Origin of the sequence: Streptacidiphilus anmyonensis (assembly GCF_000787855.1) — a bacterium.
GTDB lineage: Bacteria > Actinomycetota > Actinomycetes > Streptomycetales > Streptomycetaceae > Streptacidiphilus > Streptacidiphilus anmyonensis.
This window is the reverse complement of the sequence record NZ_BBPQ01000002.1, coordinates 304,790-327,345: the sequence shown is the minus strand read 5'-3', so window position 1 is coordinate 327,345 and position 22,556 is coordinate 304,790. Positions and strand designations below refer to the sequence as shown.

Genomic DNA, 22,556 nt, shown 5'->3' with positions numbered 1-22,556 from the left:
AAATGACCGCCCGGCACCGATACCGCTCCGGTGCCGGGCGGTCGCGCGCGTGCAGAGGACAACTAGACTGAGCGGACTTGGGCGTCCACGGCCGCCCGGGTGGGAGAGGGCGCCGGGCGAAGACGCCTGGCGCCGGACAGAGATTGAGGAGGAACGGGTGGCCCTGCTGACCCGCATTCGGGGACCGCGCGATCTGGACCGTCTCAGCCCGGGACAGCTGGCCGTGCTGGCCGAGGAGATCCGGGGCTTCCTGGTCGAGGAGGTCTCGAAGACGGGTGGCCACCTCGGCCCCAACCTCGGCGTCGTCGAGCTGACGATCGCGCTGCACCGCGTCTTCGAGTCGCCGAAGGACCGGATCCTCTTCGACACCGGGCACCAGTCCTACGTCCACAAGATCCTCACCGGTCGTCAGGACTTCAGCCGGCTGCGCAGCAAGGGCGGCCTGTCCGGCTACCCGTCGCGCGCCGAGTCCGAGCACGACGTGATCGAGAACTCGCACGCCTCCACGGTCCTCGGCTACGCCGACGGCCTGGCCAAGGCCAACCAGCAGCTCGGCCACGACGACCGCACGGTCGTCGCCGTCATCGGCGACGGCGCGCTGACCGGCGGCATGGCCTGGGAGGCGCTCAACAACATCGCCGAGAGCGACCGGCCGGTCATCATCGTCGTCAACGACAACGAGCGCTCCTACTCGCCCACCATCGGCGGCCTGGCCAACCACCTCGCCACGCTGCGCACCACCCAGGGCTACGAGCGCTTCCTGTCCTGGGGCAAGGACGCGCTCCAGCGCACCCCGGTGGTGGGCCAGTCGCTGTTCGAGACGCTGCACGGCGCCAAGAAGGGCCTGAAGGACTTCATCGCCCCGCAGGGCATGTTCGAGGATCTGGGCCTGAAGTACGTCGGCCCGATCGACGGCCACGACGTCTCGGCGCTGGAGTCGGCGCTCAAGCGGGCCAAGGGCTTCGGCGGGCCGGTCATCGTGCACTGCCTCACCCAGAAGGGCCGCGGCTACCGCGCCGCCGAGCAGAACGAGGAGGACCGCTTCCACGCGGTCCCCGTCATCCACCCCGACACCGGCCTCCCGGTGAAGACGGCGGGTCAGGACTGGACCTCCGTCTTCGGCGAGGAGATGGTCGCCATCGGCCGCGAGCGCAAGGACGTGGTCGGCATCACCGCCGCCATGCTCCACCCGGTCGGCCTGGCGCCCTTCGCCAAGGAGTTCCCGGACCGCATCTACGACGTCGGCATCGCCGAGCAGCACGCCGCGGTCTCGGCCGCCGGCCTCGCCACGGGCGGCCTGCACCCGGTCGTCGCCGTCTACGCGACCTTCCTCAACCGGGCCTTCGACCAGGTGCTGATGGACGTCGCGCTGCACAAGTGCGGCGTGACGTTCGTACTCGACCGAGCCGGTGTGACCGGCTCGGACGGCGCCTCCCACAACGGCATGTGGGACATGTCGATCCTTCAGGTCGTCCCCGGCCTGCGCCTGGCCGCTCCGCGCGACGCGGACCAGCTGCGCGCACAACTGCGCGAGGCCGTCGCCGTCGAGGACGCGCCCACGGTCGTCCGCTACAGCAAGGGCAACGTCGGCCCCGCGGTCGCCGCTGTCGCCCGGGTCGGCGGCATGGACGTGCTGCGCGACGGCAGCGTCGACGGCGCCGACGCGGACGTCCTCATCGTCTCGGTCGGCGCGATGGCGCAGACCTGCCTCGACGCGGCGGAGAAGCTCGCCGCGCAGGGCATCGCCGCGACGGTGGTCGACCCCCGCTGGGTCAAGCCCGTCGACCCCGAGCTCGCGCCGCTCGCGGCCCGGCACCGGGCCGTGGTGACGGTCGAGGACAACGGCCGCGTCGGCGGAGTCGGCGCGACGATCGCGCAGGCCCTGCGCGACGCGGGCGTGGACGTCCCGCTGCGGGATCTGGGGATCCCGCAGGAGTTCCTGGACCACGCGACCCGGGACGAGATCCTGAACGCGATCGGCCTCACCGCCGACGGCGTCGCCGAGAAGGCCGCCGCCCTGGTCGCCAAGGTCTCCCTGGACCCCGCGACGGTGTTGTAGGTGTTGTAGTTGCACCGTCAGGGGCGCGAGGCGGAGCCGATCAGCGGCTCCGCCGCGGGGCACGAGCAACCACCCGGTGCGGATGGCCCTGTTCGTTCGGGGACCCACCACCCTGCGTGGCTTGTCGCGCGGTTCCCCGCGCCCCTGACGTGGGTGCCACTCGCCCTGGTCGCCCTCCTGGTCCATCTGCCGTCGTTCCTCCGACCCTTCTGGAACCCCGACGAGGGCTACCTCGCCACCGAGGCGCGGATGCTGGCGCACGGCGGGACGCTCTACGTCGACGTCGTGGACCGCAAGCCGCCGCTGCTGCCGTGGCTCTACCAGGGCGCGTTCGCGCTGCTCGGCTCGGACTCGCTGTGGCCGCTGCGGGTGCTCGCGGTCCTGGCCTGCCTCGCGACAGCGCTGTTCACCGCCGCCGTCGCCCGCCGCCGCTGGGGCGGCGCCGCGGGGACGGTCGCGGGGCTGTTCACGGTCCTGCTCAGCGTCGCGCTCGCGCCGGAGGACACCCAGGCGGCGACCTTCGAGGTCTTCATGCTGCCCGCCACGGCCGCCGCGTTCTGGTGCGCCGACCGCAAGCGGTGGGCCGGTGCGGGGCTCGCCGCCGCCCTCGCCGCGATGGTCAAGCAGACCGGGGGAGTGGTCCTGCTCCCGGCGCTCTACCTGCTGTGGCGCGACGACCGGCGCCCCGGCGCGGTCCTGCGGCTGCTTGCCGGTTTCGTCGTTCCGGTGGCCGCCCTCGCCCTGCTGACGGGGCCGCGGGACTTCCTCTTCTGGGTCGTCTCCGGCTCCGGCGACTACGCCTCGCTCGACGGGGCCTGGGCCACCGCGCTCGGACGGGCCGCCGGAAACGCCGGGATCATGCTCGCCGCCGCCGTCCCCGCGCTGGTCCTGCTCGCCCGCCATCTGCGCGTCTCGCTCCGCGAGGACGCCGACGTGTGGCTGTGGCTCGCCGGGTCCGCCGTCGGCGTCGCCGTCGGCTTCCACTTCTTCGGGCACTACTACCTCCAGCTCGTCCCGCCGCTGGCGCTGCTGTGCGCGGGGGCCCTGCACCGCACGGCCGAACCGCGCCGGGCCCGGTTCGCCCTCGCCTGGACGGCGGTCGCCGCCGCCGTCTTCGTCGCCCTCGGCCTGACGGCCTCCACGCAGCCGGTGACGCGCGTGCGGACCGTCGCGCAGGCCGTCGACGCCGACACCAGCGCCGGGCAGCGCGTGCTGGTCTGGGGCATGCACCCGGAGATCTACTGGCTCGCCGACCGGGCCCCCGCGAGCCGTTACCTGACCGCGGGACTGCTCACCAACTTCGCCGGCGGCCGGGGCGGCAAGGGCGTGGGCGTGCAGAAGGCCGTGGCGGGCTCCTGGACGACGTTCGAACGGGAGGTGGAGGAGCACCCGCCGGCCCTCGTCGTGGACGACTCCCAGGGCGCTCCGTACGCCCCTGCGGCCGTCCCGCCGATCCGGGATCTGCTCGCGGCCCGCTACGAACGGGTCGGGACCTCGGGCGGCGCTGTGATCTACCGGTTGCGAGGGCGTTGACCCATGATCCAGTTGAAGCCTTCACACGTTCGCATGAGAGGCTGACCCCCGTCCGCCGAACTGGGCAGTAGGCCAGTCGGATACACAGCACGGACCGAGTAGTCGAGGACAGGTGGAAGTGAAGAGCTCCACGGACAACAACCCGCAGCAGGCGGGAGCGTCTGTTCGCAAGACGCCGTGGCGACGCTGGCTCGTGGCCGGCGGTGTGGTCGTCGCGATCTTCGTGGTCGCGGGCCTGATCGGATCCGTGGTGCGGGCCGACAAGGCCACGCAGCTGGCGCCTCCGGCCGGTGCGGTCGGCACCCCCGCGCTGGCCGTTCCCGAGTACGGCCACGCGGCCGTCACCCTGACCGTCTACGAGGACCTGCGCGACCCCGCGACGCTGGCCTTCGAGAACACCTACGGCGCGACGCTGCGCCAGCTCGTCTCCTCCGGCGTGGCCAACGTCTACTACCACGAGACCGCCGGTGTGGACGCCACCCAGGGCGGCAGCGGCTCGCTCGACGCGGGCAACGCGCTCGGCTGCGCGCTGGACGACAAGAAGTTCGCCGACTACCGCGCGGTCCTGCTGAACCACCAGCCGGCCGAGTCGGACGACGCGTTCGCGTCGAAGAGCGGCCTCATCCTGCTGGCCAAGAAGGTCAAGGGCCTGGACACCGACGTGTTCCGCGCCTGCGTGAACAACGGCGACCACAACGTCTGGGTGCAGGACTCCACGAAGGCGTTCACCGCGCTGAACCTGGGCGCGGCCCCGGTCCTGCAGATGCAGAGCGCGGCTGACGCCGCGGCCGGCAACGCGAACGCGACGACGATCGTCTCCGCGTCGCAGTCGCTGACCCCGCAGCAGCTGCAGGACCGCGTCCTGGCCGCGGCGGTCTCGGCCACGCCGGTCTCGGGCGACCTGCCGTCCATCGCCGTCACCAACGGCGCGACCCCGACGCCGACGGCGCCGCTGACCCCGAGCGCCTCGGCGAGCCCGAAGGCGAAGGCGGCGAAGGACAAGAAGAAGCCGACGGCCACCACCTCCCCGTCGGCCTCGGTCACCCCCTGACCCGAGCGCCCCACGCCCCCTCCCGGGGGCACACCGGCCTCCGCAGGCCCCGGCCCTCCCGGCCGGGGCCTGCGCCGTCCCAGGCCACCAGCCCACCCCGCCCCCGGCCGAAGCACCTCACCCTGCGGCTCTCGACCGGCGTCCCCCGAGCCGAGCCGCCCTCCGGGCTCTCCGCCCGGCCCAGGACAAGGGATCCCCTCCTCGGCCGGGCCGCCCGCGTGTCTCCGGCCCCTCCGGGGCTGGTGGCTGGCCACGGGCCTCCCGTACCGCGCATGGCGCGGCTCCTGCGGAGCGTGCCGGCCGGTCGAGGCCCTGCGGGGCGCTCGCGGCCGTCGCGGGCCGGGCTCGCTCACGTCTTGCGCGCGTGTCTGGCCCTTCCGGGGGTGGTGGTCAGCCGTGGCTGCCGTCCGGCCCGCGGATCGACTTCTGCGGAGCGTGCCGGTGAGTCGAGGCCTTGCGGGGCGCTCGTGGCCGTCGGCGGGACTCCCGACCCCGCGCGGACCCTGCCCGTCCACAACTCGCCTGCGCTAGCAGGCCCCTGCAGGGCTGGTGGCGAGTCACGTCCATCCCGTCCGGCGCGCGTCGCGGCTGCTGCGGAGCACGGCGTCCGTCCGGTGCGGAGCCCTGCGGGGCGCTCGCGGCCGTCGCGGGCCGGGCTCGCTCACGTCTTGCGCGCGTGTCTGGCCCTTCCGGGGGTGGTGGTCAGCCGTGGCTGCCGTCCGGCCCGCGGAGCGACTCCTGCGGAGGCGTGCCGGCGGGTCGAGGCCCTGCGGGCCGGGCGCGGACGCGCCTCGTGCGCGCGGTGCCCGGCCTCCCGTCCGGCGCGTGGCGCGGCTCCTGCGGAGCACGGCGTCCGTGCGGTGCGGAGCCCTGCGGGGCTTGGGGCCCTCCCGGAGGCGGGCGGCGGGCGGGTGGTGGGTCGGTGGGAGGGAAAGCGAAAGGGCGGCTTCCCCGAGAGGAGATCTCGGGGAAGCCGCCCTTCTGCGTCAGCTACTGCCTCACGCCGGGACGCTCGCGACGCCCTGGGCGAGGAAGCGCTTGCCGTTGACGCGCTCGGAGACGCCCTCGCGGTCCAGGTACGGGGTGATGCCGCCCAGGTGGAACGGCCAGCCCGCGCCCGTGATCAGGCAGAGGTCGATGTCCTGCGCCTCGGCGACGACGCCCTCGTCCAGCATGAGCTGGATCTCCTGGGCGACGGCGTCCAGCGCCCGGTCGCGGACCTGCTCCTCGGTGAGGACCTTGTCGCCGACCTGGAGCAGCGCGACGACCTCGGGGTCCAGCTCCTGCTGGCCCGAGGCCCAGGTGTAGAAGCCGCGCTTGCCGGCCTGGACCACGCGGGCCAGGTTCTCGGAGACGAAGAAGCGCTCCGGGAAGGCGGTGTGCAGGGTCTCCGACACGTGCAGGGCGATGGCCGGGCCGACCAGCTCCAGCAGCACGATCGGGGACATCGGCAGGCCGAGCGGCTCGACGCCCTTCTCGGCGACGGCGATCGGGGTGCCCTCGTCGATGATCTGCTGGATCTCACCCATGAAGCGGGTGAGAATCCGGTTCACGACGAACGCCGGGGCGTCCTTCACGAGAACCGCGGTCTTCTTCAGCTTCTTCGCGACGCCGAACGCGGTCGCGAGCGACGCGTCGTCCGTCTTCTCGCCGCGGACGATCTCCAGCAGCGGCAGGACCGCGACCGGGTTGAAGAAGTGGAAGCCGACGACCCGCTCGGGGTGCTCCAGCTTCGACGCCATCTCGCTGACGGACAGCGAGGAGGTGTTGGTCGCCAGGATGCAGGTGGGCGAGACCACGGCCTCGACCTCGGCGAAGACCTGCTGCTTGACGCCCATCTCCTCGAAGACGGCCTCGATGACGAAGTCCGCGTCGCCGAAGGCGGCGGCCTTGTCGAGCGAGCCGGTGACGAGGGCCTTGAGGCGGTTCGCGTTGTCGCCGTTGACGCGGCCCTTGGCGAGCAGCTTGTCGATCTCGCCGTGGACGTAGCCGACGCCCTTGTCGATGCGCTCCTGGTCGATGTCCGTGAGGACGACCGGCACCTGGAGACGACGGGCGAAGAGCAGCGCCAGCTGCGAGGCCATCAGGCCCGCGCCGACGACGCCGACCTTGGTGACCGGGCGGGCCAGCGACTTGTCCGGCGCGCCTGCCGGGCGCTTGCCGCGCTTCTGGACCAGGTTGAAGGCGTAGATGCCGGACCGCAGCTCGCCGCCCATGATCAGGTCGGCCAGCGCCGCGTCCTCGGCGTCGAAGCCGGCCTGCAGGTCGCCGTCCTTGACCTGGGCGATGATGTCCAGCGCCCGGTAGGGGGCCGGAGCCGCGCCGTGGACCTTGCCGTCGACGACCGCGCGGCCCCAGGCCACGGCGTCGTCCCAGGCCTGGCCGCGGTCGATCTCCGGACGCTCGACCGTCACCGCACCCGTCAGGACCTTGGCGGTCCACAGCAGCGACTGCTCGACGAAGTCGGCCGGCTCGAAGATCGCGTCGGCGATGCCCAGCTCGAAGACCTGCTTGCCCTTGAGCTGCTTGTTCTGGGCCATCGAGTTCTCGATGATGACCTGGACGGCCTTGCCCGCGCCGATCAGGTTCGGCAGCAGCGTGCAGCCGCCCCAGCCCGGGACCAGGCCCAGGAAGCACTCCGGCAGCGAGAAGGCCGGCAGGCCCGAGCTGACGGTGCGGTAGGTGCAGTGCAGGCCGACCTCGACGCCGCCGCCCATCGCCGCGCCGTTGTAGAAGGCGAAGGACGGGACGGGCAGGGCCGCGATCCGCTTGAAGACGTCGTGGCCGCCCTTGCCGATGGCCAGCGCGTCGCTGTGCTCCTTCAGCACCTCGACGCCCTTGAGGTCGGCGCCGACCGCGAAGATGAACGGCTTGCCGGTGATGCCGACGGCGACGATCTCGCCGGCCGCGGCCTCACGCTCGACCTGGTCCAGCGCCTCGTTCAGCTTGGCCAGCGAGCCGGGGCCGAAGGTGGTCGGCTTGGTGTGGTCGAAGCCGTTGTCCAGGGTGATCAGCGCGAAGCGGCCGGCGCCCAGCGGCAGGTCGAGGTGACGCACGTGAGCGGTCGTCACGACCTCGTCCGGGAACAGCTCGTGAGCCTTGAGCAGCATCTCGGTGGTGGTGGTCATCACTTGGCCTCGTTACCGTCGAAGTGCGGGTTCTCCCAGATGACCGTCGCGCCCATGCCCATGCCGATGCACATGGAGGTGAGGCCGTAACGGACGTCCGGACGCTGCTCGAAGCGGCGGGCCAGCTGCGTCATCAGGCGCACGCCGGAGGAGGCCAGCGGGTGGCCGAAGGCGATCGCGCCGCCGTACGGGTTGACCCGCTCGTCGTCGTCCGCGATGCCGAAGTGGTCCAGCATGGACAGGACCTGGATGGCGAAGGCCTCGTTGATCTCGAACGCGCCGATGTCGTCGATCGTCAGACCGGCCTTGGCCAGCGCCTTCTCGGTCGCCGGGACCGGGCCGATGCCCATGACCTCGGGCTCCACGCCGACGAAGGCGTAGGAGACCATGCGCATCTTGACCGGCAGGCCCAGCTCGCGCGCGACGTCCTCGGCGGCGATCAGGGAGGCGGTGGCGCCGTCGTTGAGACCGGCCGCGTTGCCGGCGGTGATCCGGCCGTGCGGGCGGAACGGGGTCTTCAGGCCCGTCAGCGACTCCAGCGTGGTGCCCGGGCGCATCGGCTCGTCGGCGGTGGCCAGGCCCCAGCCGGTCTCGCCGCCGTCAGGGTTGGTGCGGCGGACGGCGACCGGCACCAGGTCGGGCTGGATGTTGTTGTCGGCGTAGGCCTTGGCGGCCTTCTCCTGGCTGCGGACGGCGTAGGCGTCGCAGCGCTCCTTGGTCAGGTGCGGGAACCGGTCGTGCAGGTTCTCCGCCGTCATGCCCATGAACAGGGCGGACTCGTCGACCAGCTTCTCGGAGAGGAAGCGCGGGTTGGGGTCGACGCCCTCACCCATGGGGTGGCGGCCCATGTGCTCGACGCCGCCGGCGACGGCGATGTCGAGGGCGCCCATGGCGATGCCGCCGGCGACGGACGTCACGGCGGTCATCGCGCCGGCGCACATGCGGTCGATGGAGTAGCCCGGGACGGTCTTGGGCAGGCCCGCCAGCAGCGACGCGGAGCGGCCCAGGGTCAGGCCCTGGTCGCCGATCTGCGTGGTGGCGGCGATGGCGACCTCGTCCACGAGGGCCGGGTCCAGGTTCGGGTTCCGGCGCAGCAGCTCCCGGATCGCCTTGATCACCAGGTCGTCGGCGCGGGTCTCGGCGTAGATGCCCTTGGGGCCGGCCTTGCCGAAGGGGGTGCGGACGCCGTCGACGAAGACGACGTCCCTCGCGGTACGAGGCACGGTGGCTCTCCTCCCAAGCGCCCGTTCGCAGCGGGCACGGTGTGGTCACAGGGGAACGGGGCAGCCGACGGCGGCAGAGGCTCACGACAAGCTCACGACTGCGGCTCGCGACTGCGACGTCCCGAGAGTGATGCTACCCGCCGGTAACCAACGCGCCAAGGAGGGGAGGGATGAGCCGTGGGTCACTCCGCCGCGGCGGCACTCGCGGAGGCGTTCGCGGTGGGGCCCGTGGCGGGGTCTGTGGCGGGGTCTGTGGTGGGGCTCGCGGTGGCGCCGTTCGGGCTCACCCGGGCGGTCACGAAGGCGCGGGCGATGACCGGCGAGACCTGCTCTATCTGCCAGGGACGCGCGCCCAGCGCGGCGAGCGCGTCCGCGACCGATCCGTCGGTGACCCGGGACGGGGGCGTCCACGCGAGGCGTCGCACCAGCTCGGGGGTGACCAGGTTCTCCTGCGGCAGGTGCAGCCGCTCCGCGAGCGAGGTCACGGCGGCGCGGGCGGCGGAGAGCCGGGCGGCGGCCAGCGGGTCCTTGTCGGCCCAGGCGCGCGGCGGCGGCGGTCCCTCGTGCGCGGCGGTGGCCGTCGGCAGTTGGAGCTCGGGCAGCGTGCGGGCGACCTCGATCGCGGCTATCCACTGCTCCAGCGCCCGGCGGTGCATGCGCGGACCGAAACCCGGTACGGCCTGCAGCCCGGCGATGGACGAGGGCATCGCGAGCGCGGCCGCGACGATCGCGGCGTCGGAGAGGACGCGCCCGGGGGAGACGTCGCGCTCGCGCGCCAGCCGGTCCCGCAGCTGCCACAGCTCCCGGACGGCCGCCAGCTGACGACGCCTGCGGATCTTGTGCACGCCGGACGTCCGCCGCCACGGATCGACCCGCGGTGCGGGCGGGGGAGCGGCGACGATGGCGGCGAACTCCTGCCGCCCCCACTCGAGCTTGCCCTGGTCGCTCAGCTCCTGCTCCAGCGCGTCACGCAGCTCGACCAGCACCTCGACGTCGAGCGCGGCGTAGCGCAGCCACGGCTCGGGGAGGGGGCGGGTCGACCAGTCGACGGCGGAGTGGCCCTTCTCCAGGCTCAGCCCGAGCACGTTCTCCACCATCGGCCCGAGGCCCACCCGCGGGAAGCCCGCGAGGCGTCCGGCGAGCTCGGTGTCGAAGAGCCGGGCCGGCCGCATGCCGAGCTCGGCGAGGCAGGGGAGGTCCTGGTTGGCGGCGTGCAGCACCCACTCGGTGTCGGCCAGCACGGCCCCGAGCGCGGAGAGGTCCGGACAGGCGATCGGATCGATCAGCGTGCTGCCGGAACCCTCGCGGCGCAGCTGCACGAGGTACGCCCGCTGCCCGTACCGGTAGCCCGAGGCCCGCTCGGCGTCGATCGCCACGGGCCCGTGCCCGCGCGCGAAGCGGGCGACGACGTCCGCGAGCGCGTCGGCGTCCGCGATGACGGGCGGGATGCCCTCGCTCGGTTCGAGCAGGGGAACGGCGACCGTCGGCCCGGGGGCATCGCTGCTTGCTTGGTCGATGGCGTCTTCGCGGGCGTCGGTCACGAACAAAGACTACGCCCGTAGGTGGGTGATGACCTTCCGGTGCGAGGCAACAGGGGCACGGGCGACTGCGCGACAAGCCACCGTGGGCGGGGGGTCCCGAAACAGCGGGCCATCCGCACATCAGTGGTTTCTCGCGCAGTTCCCCGCGCCCCTGGAGGGTGCGGCCTGAGCCTCGCCGAAACGTTCCCTCCGGGGAGGGGCGGTCTCAGCGGATGTCTCAGTGGATGATGCCGGTCCGGAGCGCCACCGCGACCATGCCCGCGCGGTCGCCCGTGCCGAGCTTGCGGGCGATGCGGGCCAGGTGGGACTTGACCGTCAGGGCCGAGAGCCCCATCGCGACGCCGATCGCCTTGTTGGACTGCCCCTCCGCGACGAGACGCAGCACCTCGACCTCGCGGCCGGAGAGCTCGCGGTACGCCTGCGGCGCGGGCTGGCCCTGGGTCGGGGCGGAGCCCGGGACGCCTCCGGCGCCGGGCGGCATCTGCATGCCGGGGCGCCGCAGGTGCGACGCCGAGCCCGGCAGGCCCGGACGCAGCGCGGGGACGCCGTTCATGCCGGGGCGCTGCGGGACGCCGTTGCCGACGCGGGTGCCGGTCACGACGTAGCCCTTGACCCCGCTGGCGAGCGCGCTGCGGACCGCGCCGATGTCGTCGGCGGCGGAGAGCGCGAGGCCGTTGGGCCAGCCCGCGGCGCGGGTCTCGGCCAGGATGGCGAGGCCGGAGCCGTCCGGGAGGTGGACGTCGGCGACACAGATGTCACGGGGGGTGCCGACCCGTGGCCGGGCCTCGGCGAGAGAGGAGGCCTCGATCACGTCGCGCACGCCGAGGGCCCAGAGGTGCCGGGTGACCGTGGAGCGAACGCGCGGGTCCGCGATGACCACCATGGCGGTGGGCTTCGTCGGACGGTAGGCGACCAGGTTTGCGGGGTGCTCAAGGAGAACGGACACCAGGCCTCCTGTATGAGGTGCCGGGAAAGGGTCACTGTCTGCTTCGGCACCATCGGTGCCCGGCTTTAGCGAATGATCACGATTGAGTGAGGGGCAAATCGGGCAGTTCGGATACTTTGTTCAGCCTGATTGAGCCTAAGTCACCCGAAAGTGATCAAAAGCGGTCGACACGCCGAACATGTGACCCAAATGTCCGAAATCGGATACCCCAGCGTACGCCGAAGCTGACGAACCTTCACCTGATCGGCGCGAGTAAACGACGGGCGGACCGGGTGCCGTCTCACGCCCCGCCGCGCGGCTGGCGGCGCGTCGGCATCGGCACGACGCTGCTCACCTGCGAGGGCGCGGTCGGTGACGGTGCGCCCGGAGCCGGCAGCGGCAGCGGTGACGGCGGCAGGCCCGCGCACTGGCACAGCAGCTCGCCCCACGCACGCAGGTGCGCGCCCAGGTCGAGCGAGCCGTCACCGTGCGGGACCGGCGTCCAGGACGCACGGATCTCGATCTCCGTACTGGAGGGACGCTCCGCGATCGCGCCGAAGTACTGCGAGTAGGCGCGCGAGACCGTGCCGCTGGGCTCGGTGTAGCCGCAGCCGAACTGCTCCAGCGCGTCCGTCAGCCAGGACCAGCCGACCTCGGCGAGCAGCGGGTCGTCCGCGATCTCGCGCTCCAGCTCCGACTGCGTCAGCGAGACCAGCCGGAACTCGCCCCGCCAGGCCTCGTGCCCGGCCGGGTCGTGCAGCAGCACCAGCCGGCCGTCGGCCAGCTCCTCGCCGTCGGACTCCACGGTCGCGGTCAGCGCGTAGGCGTAGGGCGCGAGACGGCGCGGCGCAGGGGTGTTCCCCAGCGTGATCTCCGGGCGCATCCGGGTGCCGAGCAGCTCGGTCACGGCCGCACGGAACGGCTCGGGGAACGAGTGCTCCCCCGACGCCCCGTCACCGAACCCGGAACCGCCCTCGTACCTCGGCTTTCCGCCGCTCACCCCAGCCATGCCGGAAGACTATGCGCCCGTGGTGTCCGCGCAGCGCAGACACCACGGAAGACGCCCGCTTCGAGCGTGCGAAGATTTCAGGGTGACCCAGAGCGAGAGCGGCCCGATCGGCCAGAGCAGCCCCACGTACGACTCCGCGTTCATGCGCGCCTGCCGTGGGGAGGAGGTTCCGCACACCCCGGTCTGGTTCATGCGCCAGGCGGGCCGTTCGCTCCCGGAGTTCCGCAAGGTCCGCGAGGGCATCGCGATGCTGGACTCCTGCATGATGCCGGAGCTGGTCAAGGAGATCACCCTGCAGCCGGTCCGCCGGCACGGCGTGGACGCGGCCGTCTACTACAGCGACATTGTGGTGCCGCTCAAGGCCATCGGCGTCGACCTCGACATCAAGCCCGGCGTCGGCCCCGTCATCGCCCACCCCGTGCGCACCCGCGAGGACCTCGCGCAGCTGCGCCCGCTGGAGCCCTCCGACGTCCCCTACGTCACCGAGGCCGTCGGCATGCTCGTCGCCGAGCTCGGCAGCACCCCGCTGATCGGCTTCGCCGGCGCGCCGTACACGCTGGCCAGCTACCTCGTCGAGGGCGGCCCGTCGCGCACGTACGAGAACACCAAGGCCATCATGTACGGCGACCCGGAGCTCTGGGCCGAGCTGGTCGACCGCCTCGCGGTCATCACGGCGGGCTTCCTCAAGGTGCAGATCGAGGCTGGGGCCTCGGCCGTCCAGCTCTTCGACTCCTGGGCGGGCGGGCTGGCGCCGGACGACTACCGGCGCTCGGTGATGCCGGCCTCGCAGAAGGTCTTCGCGGAGGTCGCCTCGTACGGCGTCCCGCGGATCCACTTCGGCGTGGGCACCGGCGAGCTGCTGGGCCTGATGGGCGAGGCCGGTGCGGACGTGGTCGGCGTGGACTGGCGCGTCCCGCTGGAGGAGGCGGCCCGCCGGGTCGCCGGCGGCAAGGCGCTGCAGGGCAATCTGGACCCGACGGTCCTGTTCGCCCCCGAGTTCGCCGTCCGCGCGAAGACGGACGAGGTCCTCGCCTCCGCGAAGGCCTCCGGCCGCGGCCACATCTTCAACCTCGGCCACGGCGTCCACCCGACCACCAACCCGGACGCCCTCACCCGCCTCACGGCCTACGTGCACGAGCAGACGCAGCGGTAGCTGCGGGATCCGCGGGCGAGGGGAACGGCGCGACAAGCCACCGTGTGTGGGGAGTCTCCGCGCGAGCAGGGCCATCCCGGCCGGGTGGTTGCCCGCGCCCCGCGGCGCAGCCGCATGTCGGCACAGCCCCGCGTCGCTGGGCTGTGCCACTCCTCGTCTGTCTCCTACTCTTCGTGCTCTTCGTGTGCCTGGGCCTTCCGGCGGCGGCGCGAGAGCCGGTAGACGGCGTAGCCGACCAGGGCGAGCGGCAGCAGGAAGGGGAGGCTGGCCGAGACGGCCACCAGCAGGCCCCGGCCCACGAGATAGAGGCCGTGCCAGCCCGCGGCCAGTGCGTGGCCGGCCGCGCCCCACGCGCCGGAGGGCTTCGGCTTGGCCGCCGGCGGGGCCGCCGTCTGGAAGAGCTCGACCGTCACGGTCGACATCGCGACCTGGCTCTGCAGGGACGCGACCTGGGATTCCAGGGAGTTGAGATCGGACTCCCGCTGGGTCACCGCCTGCTCCAGGGTGAGCATGTCGTTCAGCGAGCCGGCCTGCTTCATCAACGCGTCGAGCCGGTCGAGGCTGGCCTTCTCGCTGGTGACGCGGGCGTTCAGGTCGACGACCTGCTCGGTGACGTCCTGGCTGGAGCGCTCGCGCGCCAGCACCGTGCCCAGCGCGGAGAGCTGGGTGAAGACCGCGTCGTAGGACGCGGACGGGACGCGCAGCTCCAGGACCGCCGCCTCGCCCGACGCCGCGGACGGCGGGGCGAGCGGCGCGGGCTGGGGTGTCCCGGAGTCGGCGGCCACGCCGCCGTTCCACGGCATCGTCGTGGCGTCTCCGACCTGCTCGGAGTCGATGTAGCCGCCGACCGACCGGACCAGCGTCTGCGTCTGTTGGACCGCCGCGTCGACGTGCGCGGACCGCAGCTGGATCTCGCCGCTGTAGATCACCGACCGGTTCGCCGCCGCCGCGCCCGTCGCTCCGGGCGAGGGCGCGGAGGACGGTGCGCTTCCCGCCGTGCCGCTCTTCGGTTGGGCCTGCGACCCGCCTGCCCCCGATCCCGCCGCCCCCGCCGCGGCGCGCGGCGCGCCCGCCGCACTGCTGTCGCTGCCGCTGGACGCCGAACAGCCGGTCAGTGCCAGGCCCGCCGCCAGGAATCCGGTGGCCACGGAGATCCCGAGCCTGCGTCTGTGGTCCCTCGTTCGCATGTGTCCGCTCCCCTCGTCACGTACTCGCGCATTGGATGCCCCGGACAGCCCGCGGGTTCCCGACTCTGTGTCAACAAGGCGGTAACGAAAGGGTTGAGACCCGGCCGCGGTCGGCGGCGCGGACGGGGTGTGCGAGAGTGAGGGACATGCACAGCACGACGCCCGCCCCCTCCGGCAGCCCGACCGGAGCCCTTCCGCACGTCCTGGTGATCGGCGGCGGGATCGCCGGCCTCGCGGCCGCCGCGCGGCTGCGCGGGATCGTCGACGGGACGGAGCGGGCGCGCGTCACCCTGCTGGAGGCCTCGCCGCGGTTCGGCGGCAAACTGCTCTCGGGTGAGGTCGGCGGGGTCGGCGTGGACCTGGGTGCGGAGTCGATGCTGGCCCGCCGCCCGGAGGCGATCACGCTGGCGCGGGCCGTCGGCCTCGGCGACGCGCTGCAGCCGCCGACCACCGCCAAGGCGTCGATCTGGACCCGCGGCGAGCTGCGCCCGATGCCCACGGGCCACCTGATGGGCGTCCCCGGCGATCTCGACGCGCTCGCCGCCACCGGCGTGCTCTCGCCCGAGGGCCTGGCCCGTGCCGCCGAGGACGAGACGCTGCCGCGCACCGAGATCGGCGAGGACATCGGCGTCGGGGAGTACGTGGCCGCGCGGCTGGGCCGCGAGGTCGTGGACCGGCTGGTCGAGCCGCTGCTCGGCGGCGTCTACGCCGGCCACGCCGACGCGATCTCGTTGAGCGCGGCCGTGCCGCAGTTGCTGGCCATCGCCCGGCGCGAGCGTTCCGCGATCGAGGGCGTGCACGCCGCCCTGGCGGCCGTGGCGAAGAACCCCGACCCCGCCCCCGTCTTCACCGGCATCGACGGCGGCATCGGGCGCCTGCCCGGCGCGGTCGCGGACGCCTGCCGTGCCGCCGGGGCCGAGCTGCGCACCGACACGCCCGTCGCCGCACTGCGCCGCACCGCGGACGGTTGGACCGTCGTCACCGAGGGAGGCGGGGTGCTGACCGCCGACGCCGTGGTGCTGGCCGTCCCCGCGCCGGTCGCGGCGCGGCTGCTCGCCGAGCTCGCGCCCGGCGCGGCCGCGGAGCTCGGCGAGGTCGAGTACGCGGGGATGGCGCTGGTCACCCTCGCCTACCGCCGCGCCGATCTCGGTCCGCTGCCCGGCAGCGGCTTCCTGGTCCCGCCGGTCGACGGCCGCGCGATCAAGGCGTCCACCTTCTCCAGCAACAAGTGGGGTTGGCTCGACAAGGCCGCCCCCGACCGTTTCGTGCTGCGCACCTCGCTGGGCCGCCAGGGCGAGGAGGCGGTGCTGGACCTCGACGACGCCGAACTCGTCGCCCTCTCCCGCGCGGACCTGCGCGAGGCGGCGGGCATCACAGCGACGCCGTACGCGCACGCGGTGACCCGCTGGCGTGCGGGACTGCCGCAGTACCCCGTCGGACACCCGCAGCGCGTCGCCCGCATCGAGGCGGCCGTCGCCGCGCTGCCCGGCCTGGCGCTGTGCGGCGCGGCCTACCACGGCGTCGGCATCCCGGCCTGCGTCGCGGACGGCTGGCGTGCGGCGGCCGCGGTGACGAAGGACCTGGTGTCCGGAGCCGAGTGAGCAAGGGAGACAATGACCCCATGAGTGACCAGCACACTGACACCGATAAGGCGAAGCCGAAGGCTCGCGAGCTGAACGACGTCATCCGCTACACCCTGTGGTCGGTCTTCCGCCTCAAGGACGCGCTGCCGGACGACCGCGCCGCGATGGCCACCGAGGTCGAGGAGCTGTTCGCGCAGCTCGCCGAGAAGGACGTCACCGTGCGCGGCACCTACGACGTCTCCGGCCTGCGCGCCGACGCCGACCTCATGATCTGGTGGCACTCCGGCGACAGCGACAACCTGCAGGAGGCGTACAACCTCTTCCGTCGCACGGAGCTCGGCCGCCGCATGGAGCCGGTCTGGTCGAACATGGCCCTGCACCGCCCGGCGGAGTTCAACAAGTCGCACATCCCGGCGTTCCTCGCGGACGAGACGCCGCGCGGCTACATCTGCGTGTACCCCTTCGTGCGCTCGTACGACTGGTACCTGCTGGAGGACGCCGAGCGCCGCGAGATGCTGGCCGAGCACGGCAAGATGGCGCGCGGCTACCCGGACGTCCGCGCCAACACGGTCGCGTCCTTCGCCCTGGGCGACTACGAGTGGCTGCTCGCCTTCGAGGCGGACGAGCTGTACCGCATCGTCGACCTCATGCGCCACCTGCGCGCGAGCCGCGCCCGCCTGCACGTCCGCGAGGAGGTCCCGTTCTACACGGGCCGCCGTCGCCCGATCGGCGAGCTCGTCGCCGGTCTCGCCTGACGGTCCGCTCCGACGGTCCGCTCTGACGGTCCCGCCTGACGGGCCCGTCCGGCGGCATCACTCGCCTCAGGGGCGCGGGGTCTCCCCGCGCCCCTGACGCGTCCGTGGACGCACCGTCAGCGCGGCACGCAGCCGCGGGTCACGGATGGCCGCGGGCCCGCGCAGGACGACCGCCGACAGCGGGTCCGCCGCGTGGTGGAGTGCCCGGCGGCGCGGGCGGAGCGCGTGCAGGAGCTCCTGACCGGCCGGGGCCGCCCAGGGCGTGACCGGGGCGAACTCGGCGCGGGCCATCAGCAGCGTGCCGCCGGTCAGCACCAGCGGCAGCACGAACCAGGCCGCCGGGGTCAGCAGGCCCTCGTGTGCCCCGGACACGAGGTCGCGGGCGCCGATGAGGGCCAGTGCCGTGGCCCCGAGGCCGAGCGTGGCCAGGAACGCGAACCGCACGCCCGCGACCGCCTCGGCGAGCGCCGCCCGTGCGCCGGGAGGGACGGCGAGCCCGAGGTCGGCCAGGGAGCGGGCGAGCGCGGCGACGGCCGGACCGGCGGCGACCTCGCCGCGGACCTCGTCGGTGCGGCGCTGGCCCTCGGGGCCGAGCGCGGCGAGGACCTCCGACTCCAGTTCCGTGTCGGGGAGCGGACGGGCCACCGAGGTCCAGCCGGTGTGGGCGAGGTGGAGCAGGCCGCGCCCGGTCATGTCGATCAGCGTCACGTCCACGACCCGGCGCGGTCCGCCCGCCAGGTACGCCGCCTCGACGGGCGCGGGCGGGCGCGGCGCCGACGGGCGCAGCTCACGCAGGAACGACTCAGACGGCGTGCTCGGCGCCGACGCGCCGGGCGGCAGCAGGAGCGCCTCCGGGCCGAGGCCCGGGAGCGGGTCGCTCGCCGCGGCCAGGCGGCACAGGCGGAGCGACGACAGGGCCGCGAGCAGCACCGCGGGCACCAGGAACAGGTACGGCATGTCCGCCAACCAACCCGAGTGGCGTCTGTTGCTCAAGATGCGCAGGTCGACGGATATGCAACCGTGATCCGACGTCATGCCGTCGGCGCGCGGCCACGACCCGCGCGACCCCGGCCAGCGCGGCCAAGGCGACGAAGCCGGCCAGCGGCGGCACCCCGGCAGCGGGCCCGGGTGCGCCCGGCAGCGGCACGCTCGCACCGGTCGTGGTCGCGCCCATCGTGGCGTCCGACCAGCGGAAGGTGGCGACCGCCGCCAGCAGCAGCGTCAGCAGCACCGAGCCGCCGAGCAGCCGCCTGGCGGCGCGAAAGGCTCGGGCGCTGCCCCTGGATCGGGAGCTGGTCCACAGGAGCAGCCCGGCCGCCGGACCGACGACGACCGCCGCGGCGACCAACAGTGGATCGAGGCTCATCCGGACACCTCCTCCAAAGAAAGAGGGAAGGAGCCAGGTCCCCCGCACCTGGCTCCATGGGGAGAGCATGTCGGCTGGGCCGTTCGCCGGGAAGAGCCGGACCTCATTCTCAGAGCTAGATTTGAGCTTTCCTCACCTGTGCGGAAATGGTCCGGCGCCGAACTCCTCCGGCCCCGAACTTGTTCGGTGCAGGTGGCGGCCCGTCTCCGTCATCCGGTGCAGCAGTTCGTGGGCCTCGGCGGGGGTGACCAGCCGCTCGCGGACGGCTGCGGCGACGAGATCGTAGGTCTCCAGGGTGGTGATGCCGCGGCGGCGGGCGTAGCGCGCGGCGTCGCGGTCGTCGGAGATCCACACGGAGCGGCGGAACTCCGGATCCCTGGTGATCAGCGCGAGCGTCTCGGCCTCGCCGAGATGCTGGGTGGGACGACGTCGGTCGCCGCCGAAGACGGCCCGGCGCAGGCGTTCCACCTCGGCGCGGACGTCCATGTCGGTGACCTCGATCGGCTCGCCCAGGGAGCCGCGGTCGACCAGGCCGGTCAGCGGCGGCAGCCGGCGGGCGGAGAGCCCGGACTCCCGGGCGACCGCCTCGGACCAGCGGCCTCTCCCGTCGAGCACCTTCTCCAGCAGCGGCAGTCGGTCGACGGCCGCGAAGTTGCAGAGCACCGTGTTGTCGGGGAACCACCACTGGGTCCGGCCGGTCATGGTTGGTAGACCAACTCCCCCTCGTCGGCGCGGGGTTCCGAGGGGTTCGGCCCGGCGTCGGACGTCGCCAGCCGGCCCTCCAGCTCGCCGGGGGCCATGCCGAGCAGGGCGGCGAGCGGACGCAGTGTCGTCTCGCCCGCCTCGAAGGCGGACCAGAGGCCGTCGGCGAGACGCGCCGGCGGGCGTTCCGCGGCGGCGAGGGCGGCCTCCCGCAGGTAGGCGTCCATGGCGGCGGCCGCCAGGTGGCAGGCGGCGGTGGTGCGCCGCCGGAGCCTGGCCTGCTCGGTCGGGCCGATCATGCCGAGCCGGCGCAGCCGCGCGGCGAGCGCGCTGGGCGAGACCCGGAAGCGGACCACCAGCTCGGCGAAGTCGAGCGTGGCGGCGGCCTCGCGGACCTCCGCTTCGGGCAGCAGCAGTGCCGCGGCGAAGGCGTTGGCGCGCACCTCGTCCGGTTCCGCCTGGCGGCCCGGCGCCACGGGGGACTCGGCCAGCGGCTCGACGGCGTCCCCGGCGAGCAGGTGGCCGAGCTCGTGGGCGAGGGTGAAGCGCTGCCTGGTCCAGCGCTCGTCGCGCCGGGCCAGGGCTAGCCGGAAGCCCTCCTCCTGCCAGGCGAATCCGTCGACGGCGGCGGGCAGTTCGGTCACGGCGAAGTCCACGCCGAAGGTGTGTTCGCAGACCGAGAGCAGGTCGCCGGTGGCGAGCAGGGCGGGCTCCGCATCGGCCTCCGCGCGGATCCGGGCGCCCGCGTCGGCCGCGAGCAGTTCGCCCTGCTCGTCCGGGTCGCCGACCGGGGGCACCACCGGCAGCGCGGGCAAAGCGGGTGCGCGGCCCAGTAGTTCGAGCACGTCGTAGGCGGCGGTGAACCGCTCGGCGCGTTCGCTGAGGCTCGGGCCGTGTGCGCCGGCGTCGCCGCGCGCGGCGACGCCGGCCGGGGGCTGCCGCCGACCGGTGAGCAGCCAGTCGACGCTGACCTCGGCCGTCTCCGCGATGAGCGCGAGGTCGAGCGAGCTGAAGCGGCGGACGCCGCCGAGGGACTTGGAGAGCTTGTCGGGCGTGATTCCCGTGCGCGCGGCGAAGGCGGCCTGGCTCAGGCCTGCCGCCCGGATCACCTCGCGTACCCGCCCGGAGACGGATTCGTCCATACCCCCACGGTACGGCCGTATTGCGAGAATCGCAACGCTGCTACCGTTCCCCCGAAGGGCCGCGCCGAGGCCCGTGACCGAAGGGGGAGGCGGCCATGAGCACGCCCGGGTATCAGCAGGTCCAGGTCTCCGAGATCGCACGCGGCCGTCTCGACGGCTCGCGGCAGGGCCGTCCCTGCTTCACCTCCGACCTGTCGGTCAACGAGTTCGTGCTGGTCACCGAGTCCGGCTTCGAGCCGCTGGGCATGGTGATGGGCACCAGCGTCTACCACGTCGGCGTCCAGTACGGGAACTGGAAGGTCAGCCAGGAGCTGGGGGTCCTCACCCAGGCCATGTACAACGTGCGCGAACTGGCCATGGCCCGCATGGAGGCGGAGGCCGCCCAGCTCGGCGCGGACGGGGTCATCGGCGTCGAGCTGCGCCCGATGAACTACGGATTCCTCGCGGACGTCGTCGAGTTCATCGCGGTGGGCACCGCGGTCAAGGCCACCGACGGCGCCAACTACCGCGCCCCGAACGGAAAGCCGTTCACCACCAGCCTCTCCGGCCAGGACTTCTGGACGCTCTGGGAGCACGGCTGGCTGCCGCGCCGGCTCGTGCTCGGCAACTGCGTCTACCACGTGGCCCACCAGACCCTGCGGCAGACGCTCTCCCAGGTCGGGCAGAACGCGGAGATGCCGCAGTTCACGCAGGCCCTCTACGACGCGCGCGAGCTGGCGATGGCCCGGATGCAGTACGAGGGCCAGCAGCTGGGCGCGGACGGCATCGTCGGGACCTTCGTCGACGACTTCCGCTACTGGGGCGAGCACGGGGTCGAGTTCTTCGCGCTCGGCACGGCGGTCAGCAAGGTCCGGCCGGACGCCAACCCGGTCAAGCCGACGATGACCATGCCGCTCAGCCGCTGACCCTCGGGCGGGTTGCCGAGCTGTGTCGACCCTGTGAATGCATGGTTCCGCATATGGATTATCGGACAGGTGTCTGGGTAGGGTCGCCGGGCAGTGTTCCCCACCGAAAAGACCGTCGTGACCAGCACCCTCCTGGACCAGCCGACCGCCACTGCCGCACCGAAGGCCGCCACCCCAGGCCCCGGTACGGCACGTCCCCGCCTCGCCGTTCTGGACGGGCTACGCCTCGTCGCGGCCCTCGCCGTCCTCTCCTGGCACTGGATGGGAGTCCAGCACTGGCCGCAGATATGGCACGGCAAGACCGGTCGGCTGATGCCGGTGGGCTCCGCGATCGGCGCCTACGGCTGGCTGGGGGTCGAACTCTTCTTCCTGATCAGCGGCTTCGTCATCTGCATGACCTGCTGGGGCCGCTCGGTCGGTGAGTTCGTCACCTCACGGGTGACCCGGCTCTTCCCGGCCTTCTGGGTCGCCGTGCTGCTGACCTCGGCCGTGCTCTACTTCGCACCCCAGCGCTGGGGCGTCGACCCGCACAAGCCGACGCTGGTGCGGGTGCTGACCAACCTGACGATGGTGCCGTCCCCCGTCGGCCAGTCCAACATCGACCAGGTCTACTGGACGCTCTGGATCGAGCTCTGCTTCTACGTGCTCTTCGGCGTCCTGGCCGCCTTCGGCCTGACCTACCGCCGGGTGCTCGCCTTCTGCGGCATCTGGGGCTTCGCCTCGATCATCGCGATCGGCTCGAACTTCCCGCTGCTGAGCAACCTCGTCCAGGCCGACTACTCCTGGTACTTCATCGCCGGGATCGCGTTCTTCCTGATCCACAAGTACGGTCCCAACCTGCTGCTCTTCGGCATGGTCGGGTTCTGCTGGCTGATGTCGCTGGACCGGATCCAGTCGATGGTCCAGACGAACTCGGGCGGCGCGGAGCGTCCGCTGTCGTGGCGGGTCGCGGCCGTGGTGATCACCCTCTCCTTCGCCCTGGTCGGGGCGATAGCGCTGGGTGCCATGAACGGGGTGCGGTGGCGCTGGCTCACCGTGGCGGGCACCCTCACCTACCCCCTCTACCTGGTGCACCAGGAGATCGGGTTCGAGATCATCAACCGGCTCAGCCCGCACCTGCCGCCCTACGCGACGGTGGCCGTCTCGCTCGGCGTCATGCTGGTGACGGCGTGGCTGCTGCACCGGCTGGTGGAGCGCCCGCTCGGCCCGCTGCTCAAGCGCGGCATGGCGCGCTCCTTCGCCCAGGTCCGCGCGAACGGCCATCTCGGCAGCGGCTCCTGAGCCCCCCGGGCTC

17 protein-coding genes are annotated in these 22,556 nt (G+C 73.0%); 8 read left to right on the top strand and 9 right to left on the bottom strand.

The window, feature by feature from the left end; genetic code table 11:
* Positions 1 to 157: 157 nt before the first annotated feature.
* The 3 genes from dxs (at position 158) to TR50_RS04030 (ending at position 4,643) form a co-directional block, all read left to right on the top strand.
* On the top strand, positions 158 to 2,059 hold the full coding sequence (dxs, locus tag TR50_RS04040; RefSeq protein ID WP_042414009.1) for a 1-deoxy-D-xylulose-5-phosphate synthase: 1,902 nt from the start codon (positions 158 to 160) through the stop codon (positions 2,057 to 2,059).
* 153 nt (positions 2,060 to 2,212) lie between these two features.
* Positions 2,213 to 3,592 (top strand): ArnT family glycosyltransferase, encoded by a 1,380-nt coding sequence (locus TR50_RS04035; protein ID WP_236654253.1) that lies wholly within the window; start codon positions 2,213 to 2,215, stop codon positions 3,590 to 3,592.
* Positions 3,593 to 3,710: 118 nt separating this feature from the next.
* Positions 3,711 to 4,643, top strand: a complete 933-nt coding sequence (locus tag TR50_RS04030; protein ID WP_052440675.1) for a DsbA family protein — start codon at positions 3,711 to 3,713, stop codon at positions 4,641 to 4,643.
* A 998-nt stretch (positions 4,644 to 5,641) separates the two neighbouring features.
* Here the strand turns inward: TR50_RS04030 and TR50_RS04025 are convergent.
* From TR50_RS04025 to TR50_RS04005, 5 genes are all read right to left on the bottom strand, one after another.
* Entirely contained in the window at positions 5,642 to 7,771 is a 2,130-nt protein-coding gene (locus tag TR50_RS04025; protein WP_042414007.1) for a 3-hydroxyacyl-CoA dehydrogenase NAD-binding domain-containing protein, read from the bottom strand.
* A complete protein-coding gene (locus tag TR50_RS04020) occupies positions 7,771 to 8,994 on the bottom strand; it encodes a thiolase family protein (RefSeq protein ID WP_042414003.1) in 1,224 nt (407 codons plus the stop codon). Before TR50_RS04020 ends, TR50_RS04025 begins: the two co-directional genes overlap by 1 nt.
* Positions 8,995 to 9,176: 182 nt before the next feature.
* The gene (locus TR50_RS04015) at positions 9,177 to 10,535 is read right to left on the bottom strand and encodes an HRDC domain-containing protein (RefSeq protein WP_084699744.1); all 1,359 of its coding nucleotides are present in this window, start codon (positions 10,533 to 10,535) and stop codon (positions 9,177 to 9,179) included.
* Between the two features lie 217 nt (positions 10,536 to 10,752).
* Positions 10,753 to 11,481, bottom strand: a complete 729-nt coding sequence (locus TR50_RS04010; RefSeq protein ID WP_042414000.1) for a response regulator transcription factor — start codon at positions 11,479 to 11,481, stop codon at positions 10,753 to 10,755.
* Between the two features lie 280 nt (positions 11,482 to 11,761).
* Complete coding sequence (locus TR50_RS04005) at positions 11,762 to 12,469, bottom strand: DUF3000 domain-containing protein (protein WP_042413997.1); 708 nt, start codon at positions 12,467 to 12,469, stop codon at positions 11,762 to 11,764.
* 142 nt (positions 12,470 to 12,611) lie between these two features.
* On the opposite strand from TR50_RS04005, the gene hemE reads away from it, so the two are divergent.
* Entirely contained in the window at positions 12,612 to 13,622 is a 1,011-nt protein-coding gene (gene hemE / locus TR50_RS04000) for a uroporphyrinogen decarboxylase (protein WP_236654272.1), read from the top strand.
* Positions 13,623 to 13,786: 164 nt separating this feature from the next.
* On the opposite strand, the gene TR50_RS42275 is transcribed toward hemE, so the two are convergent.
* Positions 13,787 to 14,809: a DUF4349 domain-containing protein gene (locus TR50_RS42275; RefSeq protein ID WP_084699712.1), complete on the bottom strand. Its 1,023-nt coding sequence runs from the start codon at positions 14,807 to 14,809 to the stop codon at positions 13,787 to 13,789.
* Between the two features lie 146 nt (positions 14,810 to 14,955).
* On the opposite strand from TR50_RS42275, the gene hemG reads away from it, so the two are divergent.
* Together hemG and hemQ are read left to right on the top strand one after the other, a co-directional pair.
* Entirely contained in the window at positions 14,956 to 16,410 is a 1,455-nt protein-coding gene (gene hemG, locus TR50_RS03990; protein ID WP_042413990.1) for a protoporphyrinogen oxidase, read from the top strand.
* A gap of 20 nt (positions 16,411 to 16,430) precedes the next feature.
* Positions 16,431 to 17,147, top strand: coding sequence for a hydrogen peroxide-dependent heme synthase (hemQ, locus tag TR50_RS03985; RefSeq protein ID WP_042413986.1), 717 nt, complete (start codon positions 16,431 to 16,433; stop codon positions 17,145 to 17,147).
* A 66-nt stretch (positions 17,148 to 17,213) separates the two neighbouring features.
* Here the strand turns inward: hemQ and TR50_RS03980 are convergent, their stop codons facing one another.
* From TR50_RS03980 to TR50_RS03970, 3 genes are all read right to left on the bottom strand, one after another.
* Positions 17,214 to 18,104, bottom strand: a complete 891-nt coding sequence (locus tag TR50_RS03980) for a TIGR04222 domain-containing membrane protein (RefSeq protein WP_042413984.1) — start codon at positions 18,102 to 18,104, stop codon at positions 17,214 to 17,216.
* 541 nt (positions 18,105 to 18,645) lie between these two features.
* Positions 18,646 to 19,215, bottom strand: coding sequence for a PIN domain-containing protein (locus TR50_RS03975; RefSeq protein WP_042413981.1), 570 nt, complete (start codon positions 19,213 to 19,215; stop codon positions 18,646 to 18,648).
* Positions 19,212 to 20,357 carry an XRE family transcriptional regulator gene (locus tag TR50_RS03970; RefSeq protein WP_042413979.1) on the bottom strand — a complete coding sequence of 382 codons (1,146 nt, stop codon included), beginning with the start codon at positions 20,355 to 20,357 and terminating at the stop codon, positions 19,212 to 19,214. The genes TR50_RS03975 and TR50_RS03970 overlap by 4 nt, the downstream gene beginning before the upstream one ends.
* Positions 20,358 to 20,452: 95 nt before the next feature.
* On the opposite strand from TR50_RS03970, the gene TR50_RS03965 reads away from it, so the two are divergent.
* Positions 20,453 to 21,262 (top strand): heavy metal-binding domain-containing protein, encoded by an 810-nt coding sequence (locus tag TR50_RS03965; protein WP_084699711.1) that lies wholly within the window; start codon positions 20,453 to 20,455, stop codon positions 21,260 to 21,262.
* Between the two features lie 117 nt (positions 21,263 to 21,379).
* Positions 21,380 to 22,543, top strand: a complete 1,164-nt coding sequence (locus TR50_RS03960) for an acyltransferase family protein (protein ID WP_042414584.1) — start codon at positions 21,380 to 21,382, stop codon at positions 22,541 to 22,543.
* Positions 22,544 to 22,556: the final 13 nt, after the last annotated feature.

Excerpts from the sequence above, each read along its gene's own strand:
- TR50_RS04025 (WP_042414007.1), bottom strand. The coding sequence starts at position 7,771 with ATGACCACCACCACCGAGATGCTGCTCAAGGCTCACGAGCTGTTCCCG.
- TR50_RS04005 (WP_042413997.1), bottom strand. The coding sequence starts at position 12,469 with ATGGCTGGGGTGAGCGGCGGAAAGCCGAGGTACGAGGGCGGTTCCGGG.
- hemE (WP_236654272.1), top strand. The coding sequence starts at position 12,612 with ATGCGCGCCTGCCGTGGGGAGGAGGTTCCGCACACCCCGGTCTGGTTC.
- TR50_RS42275 (WP_084699712.1), bottom strand. The coding sequence starts at position 14,809 with ATGCGAACGAGGGACCACAGACGCAGGCTCGGGATCTCCGTGGCCACC.
- hemG (WP_042413990.1), top strand. The coding sequence starts at position 14,956 with ATGCACAGCACGACGCCCGCCCCCTCCGGCAGCCCGACCGGAGCCCTT.
- hemQ (WP_042413986.1), top strand. The coding sequence starts at position 16,431 with ATGAGTGACCAGCACACTGACACCGATAAGGCGAAGCCGAAGGCTCGC.
- TR50_RS03980 (WP_042413984.1), bottom strand. The coding sequence starts at position 18,104 with ATGCCGTACCTGTTCCTGGTGCCCGCGGTGCTGCTCGCGGCCCTGTCG.
- TR50_RS03975 (WP_042413981.1), bottom strand. The coding sequence starts at position 19,215 with ATGACCGGCCGGACCCAGTGGTGGTTCCCCGACAACACGGTGCTCTGC.
- TR50_RS03970 (WP_042413979.1), bottom strand. The coding sequence starts at position 20,357 with ATGGACGAATCCGTCTCCGGGCGGGTACGCGAGGTGATCCGGGCGGCA.
- TR50_RS03965 (WP_084699711.1), top strand. The coding sequence starts at position 20,453 with ATGAGCACGCCCGGGTATCAGCAGGTCCAGGTCTCCGAGATCGCACGC.